The organism is Marinobacter salicampi (genome assembly GCF_011074795.1).
In the GTDB taxonomy this organism is placed as follows: Bacteria; Pseudomonadota; Gammaproteobacteria; order Pseudomonadales; family Oleiphilaceae; genus Marinobacter; species Marinobacter salicampi.
Genome location: NZ_JAAMPF010000013.1, coordinates 21,351 through 36,100, shown reverse-complemented (window position 1 = coordinate 36,100; position 14,750 = coordinate 21,351). Strand labels below are relative to the sequence as shown.

The window sequence follows — 14,750 nt, the reverse complement described above, 5'->3', positions numbered from 1 at the left end:
CTCGAACCCGCGACCCCCGGCGTGACAGGCCGGTATTCTAACCAACTGAACTACCGCTCCGCGCTGTGTTATCGAGCAGTTATGGTGCGAACTGCTTGGTGACAACGAGGGCGCATTATAAAGAGGGCGCCCTGCATGTCAACGATTTTTCAAAAGTTTCCGGAAAATAATCGGCCAGGTGACCCCGCCTTACATGGCACCAACCATGGCGTCTTTGCCCTGGGCGGTCTTGCGGTATTCGATGGGTGTCATGCCCGACCAGCGTTTAAAGGCACGGTAGAACGTACTGGGCTCGGAAAAACCGGTCAGATAGACAATCTCATCAATGGATTCGTCGGTTGTAGCCAGTAACTGCCTGGCGAGACGGTAGCGGAAATCCGCCAGCACCTGGTTGAAGCTGGTTTCCGCCTCGGTAAGACGGGTTCTCAGGGTGCGGGCCTTGATGCCGAGACGTTCGGCGACACCATCAAGAGTCACTTCGCCGCTGTCGAGCAACTCCGCAACAATGCGCTCAACCAGACCGACAATGTCTTTCTTCTCCAACCGCGCGATCTGCTCACTGGCAAACCGCTCGTGCAGATCCAGCAGTTCGGGCTCAGCATGGGGCGATGGATGAGCCAACAGACTGACCGGGAAATACATCCGGTTTTCCGGGGCACCAAAGACCACGTCACAGCCGAGCACCTCTTTGACGTGTTCCTGGCCGTGGTCGCGCTGATGCTCAAACTCGATCCGTGAGCAGCGAAACTGGCCTTCGGTTATTGATCGGAAGAAAATCATCAGGCCCTGCACAAAGCATTCGTTGAAATGCCGCAGGCGGCTGACTTCATCGGAAGCCGCATCCAGAACCATGCAGGCCTCATCGCCTTCAACAAGGAAATCGGTATTGGCGGCGTCGCTCAGGAGCCGTTGATAGTTCTGTGCCCGGCGCAGGCCCTCACCGAAGGTGGGGCTGCTCAGGAAAAGGTATTCCAGGACCTGACCTTTATAGACCGGCAACACCTGGCCCAGGTGCAGACCAATATCCCGATCCCCAGAAACCTCTTCCGTCGCCTGCCAGAAATAGAGTTGGGCGTTGTGGGGTGTCCGGAGCTGATCCGTAAATACATACTGTTCGTTGACCCCCAGACGGTCGAAGATGGCATCGGTATCTATGCCCTTGGTCTTCATGGCCTGATAGATCAGGCGCAACATCACGCCCGCATCGCGAAGTTCTTGCATAATGCCCCACTGTTATAATTTTAGTTGAGGAGTCCCTTCGGTTGGCTCCTTCGACACACCCGGACGAAGGGCCGGTCAATGCCGCCCTGTGTCGAGTTTGCCACACTGCCAGTTCATCAAGAGATAATGGTAGCCCAGACCCAACCTGAAACGCACACGTGTACCAGATTAAACCATCAGGCCGGCTGAGCCGGTCAGCGAAGGCTTTTACTCCAGAAGCTGCGTCATTCGCCGGTTGGGTTTGTTTTTCAGAAGCAGAGACCTCAAAACTCTGGCCCTTTATGACTTATAGTAGAGTGAATCGGAATCTTCTCAAGCAGGGAGATGTTATAACGTGCAAAAGATGATGACCTACCAGGACCAGGGCCCCGGACTGCTGTCCCTGTATGGCCGTGCCCTTCTGCCCAAACGGCGAACAGGCTCTGTTGATGCAGGCAGAATCCCGCAGCTTGAGGCGGAGATCATAGGCATGCAGACAGACACACCTGACCTGTATCGCTACAGTAAATTATGTGGTTTCGCGGCCAGAACGTCGGTGCCGGTGACATGGCCACATATTTTGGCCTTTCCCCTGCACCTGAAGCTGCTGACCAATCCGGCCTTCCTATTGCCTCTGCTTGGGCTCGTACACCTGCGTAACGAGATCACCCAATACCGCCCCATCGGCGTGGGTGAACGCCTGAATCTCACAGTGAGGCTCGGCAACGAAGCCGAGACTGATCGTGGCCTGGAGTTTGACCTGATCGCCGAAGCCCGGGCCGGCGGTAAGCTCGTCTGGCAGGAAGCCAGCACCACCCTGCACCGTCGCAGCGGAAGCGCGCAGAAGAAGAAAACCGGCAGGCCGTCGCTGGAGCAATGGCCCAACACCATCGAAGTGAAAGCGCCTGGGTCCATAGGGCGCCAATATGGCCGGCTATCAGGCGACATGAACCCCATTCACATGCATGCCCTCACCGCCCGTGCGTTCGGATTTCCCCGGGCCATCGCCCACGGCATGTGGAGCAAGGCACGCTGCCTGGCGCTGCTGAGCCAGCAGGAAGACTGGCGGTCAGGTGCGGTCACCATCGGCTGTGATTTCAAGAAGCCCTTCTTTCTGCCGGGAACAGGCTTGCTGAACTGGAAAGAGAATGGCAAGTACTGGGACTACCAGCTGCTGAACAGTAAAGGCGACGCGCCCCACCTAACCGGCTTCGTTCGCTGGCAGTAACGGAGCCTGGTGGTGCCGTCTAGGTTGTCGCAACGGGCAAGGTGAAGTAGAACCTGGCGCCGCCTTCAGGCGGGCGCTCAAAGCCGATATCACCGCCCTGGGCCTGAATAAGGGAGCGGCACAGTACCAGGCCAATCCCCATGCCCTCAGCCTTGGTGGTATAGAAAGGCAAAAACAACCGTTCCTCCGCACCCTCCGGCAGGCCCTCGCCTTCGTCCGTCACACTTATCAGCACGCATTCAGGGCTGGTAAGCTCGGCCCGGACCCGGACGGGTGTGTCCCGACCCGCACTGCGGGTGGATTCCAGCGCGTTGCGGATGAGGTTCAGGGCTACCTGTTGCACCTGCACCGGGTCCGCCAGAACGTCGGGCACGTCATCCTCCACATGGATCTCAACATCACCGTCGTTGTGTCGGGCGTCCACTTCCGCAAACTGACGGGTTTCCTCAAGCAGGCCGGCTATGGAAAGCACTTCCTTGCCGGCGACCGGTTTTTTGACAAAGCGCCGGATACGCCGGATGACTTCGCTGGCTCGGTGGGACTGGGCTTCAATCTTGGCCAGGGTCTGCTGGATGAGGGTACGGTCGAGAGGATCGTCCGCCATCATACGCAGGGCCACCCGGGCGTAGTTGGTGATAGCGGTCAGCGGCTGATTGACTTCATGGGCAAAGCCGGCCGCCATTTCCCCCATGGTGGACATGCGGGACGCATGGGCCAACTGGTCCCGCTGCTCCTGAACGGTCTGCCTTGCCTCTTCCAGAGCTTGCTCACTGGCAAGTTCAGCGGTGATGTCCCGGAACACCACCACTGCCCCGATCAGCTGATCGTTTTCAAGTTTGGGCGTGGCCCGATATTCGGCCGGAAATACCGAGCCGTCCCGGCGCCTCATCGGCACATCCCTCTGATGCTCAGCAATACCCTGGGTGCAAGTGGCCTGGACGGGCACGGTATCGATCATGGGCTGATCACCCTCGGGCGGACGGGTATTGAAATGCAGGTCGTAGAAATTCTGTCCGATCAGCTCATCGTTGGAGCAGCCGGTAATGATGGCGGCGGCGGGGTTGGCAAAGAGCACATTACCCCGGGGATCAAGACCGTAAATCCCCTCGCTTATGGCGTTGAGGATACGACTCTGGTCATTTTCCAGCTGGCGGTTGCGGGCCTGCAGCTCCCTTTCCAGCAGGATGACCTGGGCATGGGTCCAGACCCGGGCGATAACCTCCTGAGCCTGAAACGGCTTGGCAATGAAGTCTGCACCCCCAAGGGCAAACCCCTTAACCTTGGAATCCACATCATCGAGCGCTGACAGAAATACTACAGCGCTATCCGCAGTCAGGGGAGCTGACTTCAGACGTCGACACACCTCGTAGCCATCCATATCCGGCATCATGATATCGAGCAGGATAACCTCCGGCTGATGACGCTGGGCAAGGGTCAGGGCTTTTTCGCCATCATTGGCAATCAGTAGCCGGTAACCCCGGTCCTTGAGGGTTTCGTACAAGACTTTAAGGTTCTGGGGGTTGTCATCAACCAGAAGCACCGTGGCTTCCGATGTGGCGGTGACGGGTTCAGTCATAAGGTCGGGCCAATTCAGGGAGTGCCCGTATCTTGGCGGCCTATTCAGCCTAAGTCGATACGGTCCTTTACTGACAGCACCATTCTGACCAGGTGTGCCAGGGAGTGGGTGCCCATTTTATGCATGACCCTTGAACGATGGATCTCAACCGTGCGCTGGCTGATGTCTAGCTCGATGGCTATGACCTTATTGGCTTGGCCGGCGATCATGCGCCCCATGATTTCGCTTTCCCGGGGCGTGAGGGTTTTGATACGCCGGACTATCTCCTGCTTCTCACCCAGGGTCTTGCGCTGTTCCCGGTCCAGTTCCAGTGCATTCTCTATTTTCTCCAGCAGGGCCCCTTCCCGGTAGGGCTTCTGGATGAAGTCGATGGCACCCTCTTTCATGGCGTCCACCGCCATGGGCACATCGCCGTGGCCGGTCACAAAGATGATGGGCAGAATGGAGTGGCGCTCATTCAGTTTTTTCTGCAGCTCCAGGCCGTCCATACCGGGCATCCGAATATCCAGGACAATACAGCCAGCCATTTTGTCGGAGTAGTCGTTGAGAAAGGCATTGGCGGTGCGATAGGTCCGCACCTCCTTGCCGGCCGACTTGAGCAACAGTTCCAGAGAATCCCTGACTGCCTCATCGTCTTCCACTACATAGACGGTCTGCTGAATGTCACTCATCTGATGTTCTCCATTCTCTTCGTGTTGTTATTGCCCGGCCAGGCTGACTATTTCACCGGAAACGCAAGGACTGGCGTATGGCCGCCTTTCTGCCCCGGTGCAATAAGGGTGGGATCCACCCTGACGTCGAACCAGTTCACCCGCCAGTCCAGATGCGGGCCCGTGGACCGGCCCGAACTTCCGACCCGGGCAATAAGGTCGCCCTGCCTGACCTCTGCCCCAAGACTAACCTCAAACTCCGACAAATGCAGAAAAGTGGAACTTACCCCATGACCGTGGTCAATAATGAGTGTTCCGCCGGAATAGAACAAATCCGGAGCCGCCAGAGTTATCATGCCATCCGCCGGAGCAATCACCGGGGCGCCCCGGGGAGCGGCAATATCGATCCCGAAATGGGGAGAGCGGGGCTCGCCGTTGTAGACCCTCTGGGAACCATAGACGCCACTGATACGCCCTTCGGCAGGCCAGACAAACTCGCCCAGAAATCCCGTAAGGTCCGAATCCTCCGAACGCACCAGTCTTACCTGGTCCGCTTCGCGCCTGATACGTTCGAGGCTCTCCTCCGAAGGCGTGACGGTTCGGGCTGGCACACCTTCGATACGCTGGACATCGTAGTCCCGTTCCTGAAGCTGAAGCTCCCTGATTTCGCGCTGGCCCTCGGGCGTTATGATCACCAGTCGCTGGCTCAGCTCGGCGGTGCGACCAAAGCCGATAACAAAGCGGCCATCCTCAGTGGTGCGCACCGGCTCGTCATTGAGCCTGACCTCGCTACCGGCGGCCGCCTGGCCACGCACCAGCGAGCCCTGGGACAAGGGACCGTCCAGTGTCAAGGTGTCAGCCTGGGCCTGGAAACAGGCCAGCAGAGCCATCAGCCCGATTGTAAAAACCGATCCCTTCATCCAGCCCGTCACTCCTCTACTTTGCCTTTGCGTCCATCAATGAATCGATGGATCCTTGTTTTTGTCATGACCATGGTGCTCCTGGCGCTCCTGCTCCCGAAGCACTTCCAGTCTCTGCTGGATCATGCCAAACACGCTTTGCTTGGGGTAGCGGCCTTTGTCGTCCGCCTTACCTGCCGGGCGCCCCAGCAGAAGCGTAATCGCCTCTTCCGCATGGCTGACGCTGTAGACCGTAAAGGTACCCTTGCGTACGGCATCAATCACGTCGCTCTCCAGCATCAGGTTCTGGACATTGATATGGGGAAGGATGACACCTTGGGTGCCCGTCACTTCGGTCAGCCTGCAGGTCTGGAAAAAGCCTTCTATTTTCTCGTTGGCACCGCCAATAGGCTGGACTTCGCCAAACTGGTTGATGGAGCCGGTTATCGCCAGGTCCTGACGCACCGGCAGTCCTGACAGGGCTGACACCAGCGCACAAAGCTCAGCCAGTGAGGCGCTGTCCCCGTCCACTTCACCGTAGTTCTGTTCAAACGTGAGACTGGCGGACAGGTACATCGGCTCGCTGGCTGCAAAGTGTGACGCCAGCCAGGAGGTGAGTATCATCACGCCCTTGGAGTGTATATTGCCCCCCAGCTTCACGTCCCGCTCGATATCGATCACATCACCATCACCATAGTAGCAGTTGGCAGTAATCCGGTTGGACAGGCCAAACTCAAAGCCCCCGGTGGACAGCACGGAAAGCGCGTTGACCTGGCCGACTCGATGGCCGCTGGTGGTCACCAGTGTTGTGCCTTCAGTAATGGAGTCGTAGAACTGGTCCCGAATGCGGCTGCTACGGTAACGGGCACTGGCCAGGGCCTGCTCCACATGGCTTGCCCGGATCAGGTTAGCGTTGGCCTGGCGGGCCCAGTAATCGGACTCGCGCAGCAGGTTGGCAATATCGGCCGCGTGCAGGGACAGCCGATCCTGGTGCTCTGCCATACGGGCGCTGTGTTCAATCACGCGGGCGACGGCTTTCTGGTCGCAGTGCAGCAGTTTCTTTTCGATCACCAAGCTCGCTATAAACTTGGCGTACAGGAGCTGGCTCTCGGGCGTTCGCCTCATCTCGTTCTCGAAATCCGCCGTTACCCGGAACAGTTCCGCAAACTCGGGGTCGTACTCCTGCAGCAGCATCCAGGTCTCACGATCACCAAACAGCACGATCTTGACGTCAAGGGGGATTTCTTCCGGTTCCAGCGAGATGGTCCCCGACAGGGTCAGCTCCCGCTCGAGGGAATTGATCTGCAGGGAACGGGAGCGAAGCGCCCGCTTCAGGCCGTCCCAGACAAAAGGCTGCTCTAGCACCTTGATGGCGTCCATCAACAGGTAACCGCCGTTGGCCTTGTGCAGGCTGCCCGGGCGGATCAGGGAAAAATCGGTAAACACAGTGCCCTTGAAGGTGACATTTTCCACATAGCCGAACAGGTTGTGGTAGGTAGGGTTGTCTTCCACCACCATGGGCACATCCGGCCCTTTGTGGTGCACCAGCAGATTGATCTGATAGCGGCGGGGCAGTTTCCGGTCGAGGGAAGCGTAGGCAATGGCAGCCTGCTCCTCGTTGTCTTCCAGGAAGATGTCCAGGCTGTCGGCCAGATCGTTGCGTACCGCTTTCAGGTAGGCAACCACCTCCGGCTGGTCCGTGTACCTTTCAATCAGCTCGTCAAACTGCGGTCCGGCAATACCCTCAAGAGTTTCCTCGTTGAGCGCCTGCTGTTTGTCAACGTATTCCTGCTCCCACTCAGCCAGTTTGCGCAGCGCGCCACGGAGTTTCTTCTCCAGCTTGTTGATGGAATCCTCGAACTTGGCCCGCTGTTCTTCGGTCAGCTTCTCGAACGACTCCACGGTATGGGGCTCGCTGCCCTGCATGGCCACCAGGCGATAGCCGCCGGGAGTGGTGATGGTCAGGCTAACTTTCTTGCGTTTGGCCTGTTCGGCCACTTTTTCCAGCTCGTCTTCCTGCTTTTTGCTGTACTCATTCTTGAGCTGGTCGGCACGTTCAAGAAAGCTGTCGCTGTCGAAGGTCTGGGGTATGACTTTCATAAGCCGGGACATGAGGCGGTCCATGTCCTGCTTGAGGGCCTGGCCCCGGCCGGAGGGCAGCCTCAGGACACGGGGCGACCGTGGCTCTTCGAAGTTCGCGACATAGCACCAGTCGTGGCTCTTGTGCTCAGTATCGGCATGGTGCTCAAGGTAGCGCAACATCATGGTCCGCTTGCCCAGGCCGTTGCGTCCCACCGCATAGACGTTATAGCCCCCATGGGGCATCGCCAGGGCAAACCGGACCGCTTCCTGGGCACGGTTCTGGCCGACAATTTCAGCCAGGGGCTCCAGTTGACGGGTGGTTTTGAACGGAAATTCCTTGAGTACGCAGGCTTTGTAAAGCTGGTGCAGGGGCAATGACTTCAAGATGCGGTCCTGTAACGAAGTGGCTGTGTAGAATTTGAACTGGGTTTAAGTTGGCCATTGTAGAACCTGACACACCTTGTGTCGCCTTTCGTCCCGAAGTTTCGGTGTACCGAGTCTGTAATGTTTATTTTCTATACAGTTCAAGTTTTGTACGAAAGCGCCGATAATTTATTTGAACCCGTTACCCATTAGCCACAACAGGGATCAGTGGACACCGATGGACATAGTACGCACGACACCCGTACCGCTGACCGAGATGGACCCCAGGCACAGCGACAGCCAGCGGACACCCCGGGTCGATACGGTCAAGGCTCCGCCCCGGGAGCGCCTTCGTGAACGCCGGAGGCAACCTGACCGGCGCCGGAAACAGATGGCGTTTGATGGCGAGGATCGCCGCAAGCGGCGTTCACGCCGGAGCCCGATTCTCCTGGACCATCGCACGGCAAAGCCGGCGGCCCTGGAAGACCGGCGGGGCAGCCTGATCAGCACGCGGGTTTAGCGTCTGTCGGGTAAAAGTAGAGGGAACTGCCGGATGACAGAATGAGACGTGCGTCCCAGTTATTGGCACGGTAATTTCTCAGACAAATGTCCCCTTACTAAACTGTCAGATCCTGATCTATTTGGGCAGCACACCCATGTGATCAGTACAACAATAAACTTCGACGCTCGGATGCCGGACCATGACAACTGACGACGATCGCAGAATCAAAGACCGATACGAAGCGCAATGCCTGAAGGTATGCCTGCGTGAGCGGGGGTTCCTGGGCCGGGAGAAACTGCCCGTAACCGTGAATTGCCTGGACCTCAACCGCTACGGCATGGCGGTGATTTCGCCACGGCCTCTTGAGCCGGGCACTCGCCTCTTTCTCGACTTTTCCGGTAAATACATTTCCGAATCCCGCATTGCCGCTCGGGTGGTCGGCGTGCACAAATACCAGGCAGGGTACCGGGTAGGAATCGAATTCAGCTATGCCCATGAGAAAAAAGCCTACTCACGGGCAATCGACAATGCTCTGTCCCGCATAGAAGGCTTTTATAACCGGCTCGCAGGCTGAGCCGGTCGGTAAAGCTGCACTCTCAGAACCACGGTCCGTTCAGGCAGAACGATGTTCCGTCCAGGTGGACTTTTGCCGTTCAGGTGGCGCTGTGCCATTCAAACTTCCGGAAAGGCTCATCCACCGGTGTTTGGGCGATGTAATTGATGTAGTTACTCATAACCTTCTGGGACACCACCAGAATCACCTCGAGCACCTGCCGCTGGCCATAACCGGCGTCGGCAAAGGCCTTGAGATCTTCCTGGCCGACTTCACCACGCTTGCGAACAACCGCCAGGGTAAAGGTTCGCAGGGCCTCGAGCTTGTCGCTGGGTAGCGCAGACTCGTTACGCAGGGCATCGGTAATTTCATCCCTTACTTCCATCATCTTGGCGATGCCGGTATGCGCAGGTACGCAGTAGTGGCAGGCATGCTCAACATTGATGGTCTGCCATACAACGGTTTTTTCATCGTTATCAAAACTGCTGCCGAGCACCAGCTCGTGAAGTTTCTTGTAACCCTCAAGCACGCCGGGAGCCTCAGCCATAACTGCATGCAAACCAGGGATCATCCCAAAGGCCTTTACCGAACCCTCGAGCAGGGGTTTGGATTGGGCTGGGGCTGATTGCAGGTCATGAAGCGTAAAGTCAGTCATCGAGAAATCCTCGTTGTGAGACGGGTACACCACCCGACAGGGTATATTTGAGCGGTCACTCAACAACAGCCACGCTAACTGTTATTGAGTGTTCATTCAATATATAATTCGAGTAATGAACCAGGTTTTAAGCCCCGGTCGGACCAAGGTCCGGAGGCCCCCAATGCGCCGTTACGAGATGTCCTGATATATGGCTAGAGTTGCACGCTACGATAGGCAGGCTGCACTGGAAAAGGCGGTAGTTCTGTTCTGGGAAAAGGGTTATCACGCCTCTTCCATCAAACAGATCGAGCACGCGCTGGATATGCGGCCGGGCAGTATTTATGCGGCATTTGGCAGCAAAGATGGCTTATTCAGTGAGGCCCTCAATACCTATGCAGAAAAGGGAAGCCAGCATCTGGTTGGTCATTTGGCCGATTATGAATTTATAATTCCAGGCCTGCAGCAGTATCTGAGGGATATCGCCAGCGCCTGTGTCCCCGGCTGCCCTGCCCCCTCCCGGGCCTGCATGATCGTCAAAACACTGCTTGAAGTCAGTAATGTCAACGAGCCTATTGCCAGGCAGGTGAACGCTCTGCTGGCAAGTATCGAACACGGCCTGGCCGAAGCCCTGGAGCAGGCCAAGGCTCATGGTGAACTGAAGCCTGAAGTTGACTGCGCCAGGCTTGCGCGACTCCTGCAGGCACAGATCATGGGTCTGAGATCGTTTGCCCAGCGGGACACATCTGCCCGCAGCGTCCTGCAGCTCGGGGATGACATGGCCGGCTTGCTGGACCAGTACCGGACGTAGTCGGCTTTGAGCAACGCAAATACCTTCACTAAATACAATGGATATCATGCCCTGGGGTGGATCTACGGGCGGCAAGGGTCTACTATTTTTGAGTGACCACTCATTAATAATGCAGACATCCTATGACATCCGTTCCAGCCTCCGTCGATGAAGCCACGCTGATCGCAGGCCTTAAGGCAGGCAGCGAATCCGAGTATCGCCAGGCTGTCCGGCTCTACTCATCAGGCATGCTTGCCGTGGCCCGTTTTTACCTGGACAACTCAAGTGCCGAGGAGGTTGTTCAGGACTGCTGGGTTACGGTTATAGACGCAATCCATAAGTTCGAAGGCCGCTCCGGGCTTAAAACCTGGCTCCACAGAATCGTGGCCAACCGGGCCAAGAACAGTCTGCGTCGCTCGAAACGCGAGGTCAGCACCGACTTCTCGGACAGCCTTGAACCCGAACTTGCCGAGCGCTTTCGGCCGAACGGTCGCTGGTCGGTGCCCCCCAAGCTCCGAATCGACGAATCTGCCGAAGCCCTGATGGAAAACGACGCCCTTGGCGACTGTCTCGATAAACATCTGAGCGCCCTGCCAGAGACCCAACGTTCTGCCCTGATACTCTACGAAGCCCACCAGCATAAATCGGAAGATTTGTGTAACATTCTTGATGTCAGCCCCTCTAACCTACGAGTGCTTTTACACAGAGCGAGGCAGAAGATCTTCCTTATGGTGGAAAACTTTCAGGAGACAGGTGAATGTTGATGTGTCGGGATCTGGCCCGGATAGCAAGCGATTATATCGATGGTGAGCTAAGCACCACATCACACCTGTCGGTTAAAATGCACTTGCTGATGTGCGGCCACTGCCGGACTTTTATTGGCAACCTGCGTGCCAGCATCGAGCTTCTGAACGCCCAGTCCATTAGTAACATCAATGATGAATTGCTGGAGCGAATCCACCACGACATTGAGGCGGAGCTGAGAAACCGCAGGGCGGCCAGGCCCGATTCCTGACCGGTTCTTAACCCTTGCCTTTCGATACCAAGCCCGGACTCGAAGGGGATCATGAGCCCGTGCCCGGGGACCTTAGTTGCCGCCGATAAGGTACAGGCACTGGCGGACTATGCCAATCAGTCCCTCTGAGCCTTGTTGAGACGGCGACGCTGCCACAGGAAAAAGATAACCGGAATCAGCAACAGCGTGAGCACAAGGGTGGTAATCATGCCACCGATCATGGGGCCTGCGATCCGTTGCATGACCTCGGACCCGGTCCCCCCACCGAGCATGATGGGTACCAGCCCCACCACAATGGACGCCACTGTCATCATGATCGGCCTTACCCTTTGGGACGCGCCCCGGGCAATAGCTTCCTGCAATTTAGCCAGTTCGAGCCTGGCAAACTGATGGTCGACGCTTTCAATAGCCTGAGCCAGGGACTGATTCAGATAAACCAGCATCAAAACACCAATCTCGACCGCCACACCGGCCAGTGCGATAAACCCGACCACTACGGCAATGGAAAGATTGAAGCCCAGCAGGTACATCAGCCAGAGGCCGCCGATCATTCCGAAGGGCAAGGTGCCCAGAATGATGGCGACCTCAGTCAGGTTGCGGAAGTTCAAGTACAGCAGGATGATGATGATGGCCAGGGTCAGGGGCACCACCAGAATGAGCCGCTCTTTGGCGCGTTCCATATATTCGTATTGGCCAGACCAGGCCAGTGAGTAGCCCGCCGGCAGCGTCAGTGAATCCCCAAGGACGCCCTGGGCCTCTTCGACCCAGCCTCCCAGGTCCCGGCCTTCGATATCCACCAGGGTCCAGCCATTAAGGCGGGCGTTTTCCGACTTGATCATCGGGGGCCCACTGTCGATTTGGATATCCGCCACATCCGCAAGGGCAATGCGTTGGCCGCCCGGCGTCACCACCGGAAGCAGCCGTATCTGCTCAACAGAATCCCGGTAGCCTTGCGGATAGCGCAGATTAATGGGGTATCGCTCCAGCCCTTCCACTGTTGAGGCAACGTTTACCCCGCCAATGGCCGTGCTGACCACCGCCTGGATGTCGGCAATATTGAGCCCGAACCGGGCGGCGGCCTCCCGCTGGATATCCACCTTGATATAACGTCCCCCGGCCACCCGCTCGGAGAATACAGACGCCGTCCCCGGAAGGTCTTCCAGCAGTTGCTCGATGTCCTGCCCGATCTGTTCAATCACCTTGAGTTCCGGGCCGGCGACCTTGATCCCCACCGGTGTCTTTATACCTGTGGACAGCATGTCGGTGCGGGTCTTGATCGGCATGACCCAGGCATTGCTAAGGCCGGGCAACTGCACGGCACTGTCCAGTTCCGCCCTCAGTTTTTCAGGAGTCATCCCCTCGCGCCACTGGTCCCTGGGTTTGAACTGGATGAAGGTTTCGATCATGGTCAGCGGTGCCGGATCAGTAGCCGTGTCGGCGCGGCCGATCTTGCCAAAAACGGTTTCCACCTCGGGTATGCTGGCGATCAGCTTGTCGGTTTGCTGGAGGATCTGCCGTGCCTTGCCAATCGATATCCCGGGATACGTGGTCGGCATGTACATCAGATCCCCTTCGTCCAGCGGCGGCATGAACTCGCTTCCCAGCTTGTTGGCCGGCCAGAACCCGATCACTAGCACCACCAGTCCGAGGCTCAGCATCAGTATGGGCTTGCGAAGAGCCCAGCCAATAACCGGTGCATAGAGCGCGATCAGCAGCCGGTTCACCGGATTCTTGTGTTCAGGAAGAACCTTGCCACGGACAAAATAGCCCATCAGAACCGGTACCAGGGTGATCGCCAACCCGGCCGCAGCGGCCATGGCATAAGTTTTGGTAAAGGCAAGCGGTGCGAAGAGCTTGCCTTCCTGGGCTTCCAGGGTGAAGACCGGCAGGAAGCTCACGGTAATGATCATCAGGGAGAAGAACAGTGGTGCCCCTACCTCCCCGGCTGCCCTGGCAACAACGGCCCAGCGGTTCTCCGAAGTCAGCGGCGTGCGTTCCATGTGCTTGTGAAGGTTTTCCACCATCACGATCGCACCATCCACCATGGCGCCAATGGCGATGGCTATGCCCCCCAGGGACATGATGTTGGCGTTAATCCCCTGGTAGTGCATCACGATGAAGGAAACCAGTATCCCGACCGGCAAACTGACGATCACCACCAAAGAGGAGCGCAGGTGAAATAGAAATGCCGCACAGATCAGGATAACAACGAAGAACTCCTGCAGAAGTTTGCTGTACAGGTTGTCCACCGCATTATTGATCAGGTTTGAGCGATCGTAAGTAGGGATGACCTCGACCCCGGCCGGCAGGCTGGCCTTGATTTCCTCCAGACGCTGTTTGACACCTTCAATGGTTGTAAGGGCGTTCTCCCCGAAACGCATGACGACAATACCGCCGGCCACCTCCCCTTCCCCGTTCAGCTCCGCAATACCACGGCGCATCTGAGGGCCCAACTGGATATCGGCCACATCCTCCAATAGCAGTGGTTTGCCTTCGGCACTGACGCCCAGGGGTATCTTGCGAAGATCCTCTTCATTTTGCAGATAGCCGGTCACCCTCACCATGTATTCTGCCTCGGCCATCTCGATCACCGAAGCCCCCGACTCCTGGTTGCCCTGGTTGATAGCCGCATGGATGCGCTGCAGGGTGATGTCATGGGCCCTGAGTCGGTTCGGGTCAACGACAACCTGGTACTGCTTGACCATGCCTCCCACGCTGGCCACCTCGGAAACCCCAGGGACCGTCTGTAATTCAAATTTGAGGAACCAGTCCTGTATTGCTCTCAGGTCTGCCAGGTCATTCTGACCAGTCCGGTCTACCAGGGCGTAGGCAAACACCCAGCCTACCCCGGTGGCGTCCGGGCCAAGCTCCGGTGTGGCGTTTGCAGGCAGTTGACCGGACACCTGGCTCAGGTACTCAAGCACCCGGGACCGGGCCCAGTAGAGGTCGGTGTCGTCGTCGAAAATGACGTAGACAAACGAGTCGCCAAAAAAAGAGTAGCCCCGGACCGTCTTGGCTCCGGGAACCGATAACATGGCTGTCGTCAGTGGATAGGTCACCTGGTCCTCAACCACTTGTGGCGCCTGACCCGGGTAATTCGTCTTGATAATCACCTGCACATCCGACAGGTCAGGAATCGCATCAACCGGCGTTTCCTTGAGGGAATATAACCCCCAACCCGTAAGGATGATGGTGGCAAGAAGAACAAAGATCCGATTATGGACTGACCACTGAATAACAGCATTGATCATAATTAAA

Annotated in this window: 13 protein-coding genes; 6 read left to right on the top strand and 7 right to left on the bottom strand. The window is 57.3% G+C overall.

What is annotated here, in order from left to right; translation table 11 throughout:
- Nucleotides 1–189 precede the first annotated feature (189 nt).
- The gene (locus tag G7W63_RS06920) at nucleotides 190–1,221 is read right to left on the bottom strand and encodes an AraC family transcriptional regulator (protein WP_166255220.1); all 1,032 of its coding nucleotides are present in this window, start codon (nucleotides 1,219–1,221) and stop codon (nucleotides 190–192) included.
- A 343-nt stretch (nucleotides 1,222–1,564) separates the two neighbouring features.
- On the opposite strand from G7W63_RS06920, the gene G7W63_RS06915 reads away from it, so the two are divergent.
- Nucleotides 1,565–2,428, top strand: a complete 864-nt coding sequence (locus G7W63_RS06915) for a MaoC family dehydratase (RefSeq protein ID WP_166255235.1) — start codon at nucleotides 1,565–1,567, stop codon at nucleotides 2,426–2,428.
- Between the two features lie 19 nt (nucleotides 2,429–2,447).
- Here G7W63_RS06915 and G7W63_RS06910 read toward each other — a convergent pair whose 3' ends face one another.
- The 4 genes from G7W63_RS06910 to G7W63_RS06895 are packed head-to-tail and all read right to left on the bottom strand — an operon-like array spanning nucleotide 2,448 to nucleotide 8,019.
- On the bottom strand, nucleotides 2,448–4,004 hold the full coding sequence (locus G7W63_RS06910) for an ATP-binding response regulator (protein ID WP_166255217.1): 1,557 nt from the start codon (nucleotides 4,002–4,004) through the stop codon (nucleotides 2,448–2,450).
- A 44-nt stretch (nucleotides 4,005–4,048) separates the two neighbouring features.
- Nucleotides 4,049–4,675 (bottom strand): response regulator FixJ, encoded by a 627-nt coding sequence (fixJ, locus tag G7W63_RS06905; protein WP_166255214.1) that lies wholly within the window; start codon nucleotides 4,673–4,675, stop codon nucleotides 4,049–4,051.
- A gap of 47 nt (nucleotides 4,676–4,722) precedes the next feature.
- Nucleotides 4,723–5,574, bottom strand: a complete 852-nt coding sequence (locus G7W63_RS06900) for a M23 family metallopeptidase (RefSeq protein WP_166255211.1) — start codon at nucleotides 5,572–5,574, stop codon at nucleotides 4,723–4,725.
- A gap of 36 nt (nucleotides 5,575–5,610) precedes the next feature.
- Nucleotides 5,611–8,019: a Lon protease family protein gene (locus G7W63_RS06895; protein WP_166255208.1), complete on the bottom strand. Its 2,409-nt coding sequence runs from the start codon at nucleotides 8,017–8,019 to the stop codon at nucleotides 5,611–5,613.
- Between the two features lie 217 nt (nucleotides 8,020–8,236).
- Between G7W63_RS06895 and G7W63_RS06890 the strand changes: the two genes are divergently transcribed.
- Together G7W63_RS06890 and G7W63_RS06885 are read left to right on the top strand one after the other, a co-directional pair.
- The gene (locus G7W63_RS06890; protein WP_166255205.1) at nucleotides 8,237–8,518 is read left to right on the top strand and encodes a hypothetical protein; all 282 of its coding nucleotides are present in this window, start codon (nucleotides 8,237–8,239) and stop codon (nucleotides 8,516–8,518) included.
- 181 nt (nucleotides 8,519–8,699) lie between these two features.
- Complete coding sequence (locus G7W63_RS06885; protein WP_166255202.1) at nucleotides 8,700–9,074, top strand: PilZ domain-containing protein; 375 nt, start codon at nucleotides 8,700–8,702, stop codon at nucleotides 9,072–9,074.
- 79 nt (nucleotides 9,075–9,153) lie between these two features.
- Here G7W63_RS06885 and G7W63_RS06880 read toward each other — a convergent pair whose 3' ends face one another.
- Nucleotides 9,154–9,708, bottom strand: a complete 555-nt coding sequence (locus G7W63_RS06880) for a carboxymuconolactone decarboxylase family protein (RefSeq protein WP_166255199.1) — start codon at nucleotides 9,706–9,708, stop codon at nucleotides 9,154–9,156.
- 190 nt (nucleotides 9,709–9,898) lie between these two features.
- Between G7W63_RS06880 and G7W63_RS06875 the strand changes: the two genes are divergently transcribed.
- The 3 genes from G7W63_RS06875 to G7W63_RS06865 all read left to right on the top strand — a co-directional run bounded on the left by G7W63_RS06875 (nucleotide 9,899) and on the right by G7W63_RS06865 (nucleotide 11,492).
- Nucleotides 9,899–10,498 carry a TetR/AcrR family transcriptional regulator gene (locus G7W63_RS06875; protein ID WP_166255197.1) on the top strand — a complete coding sequence of 200 codons (600 nt, stop codon included), beginning with the start codon at nucleotides 9,899–9,901 and terminating at the stop codon, nucleotides 10,496–10,498.
- Between the two features lie 122 nt (nucleotides 10,499–10,620).
- The gene (locus G7W63_RS06870) at nucleotides 10,621–11,241 is read left to right on the top strand and encodes an RNA polymerase sigma factor (protein ID WP_166255194.1); all 621 of its coding nucleotides are present in this window, start codon (nucleotides 10,621–10,623) and stop codon (nucleotides 11,239–11,241) included.
- Nucleotides 11,235–11,492 (top strand): zf-HC2 domain-containing protein, encoded by a 258-nt coding sequence (locus G7W63_RS06865; RefSeq protein WP_166255191.1) that lies wholly within the window; start codon nucleotides 11,235–11,237, stop codon nucleotides 11,490–11,492. Before G7W63_RS06870 ends, G7W63_RS06865 begins: the two co-directional genes overlap by 7 nt.
- A gap of 116 nt (nucleotides 11,493–11,608) precedes the next feature.
- Here G7W63_RS06865 and G7W63_RS06860 read toward each other — a convergent pair whose 3' ends face one another.
- Entirely contained in the window at nucleotides 11,609–14,743 is a 3,135-nt protein-coding gene (locus G7W63_RS06860) for an efflux RND transporter permease subunit (RefSeq protein WP_166255188.1), read from the bottom strand.
- Nucleotides 14,744–14,750: the final 7 nt, after the last annotated feature.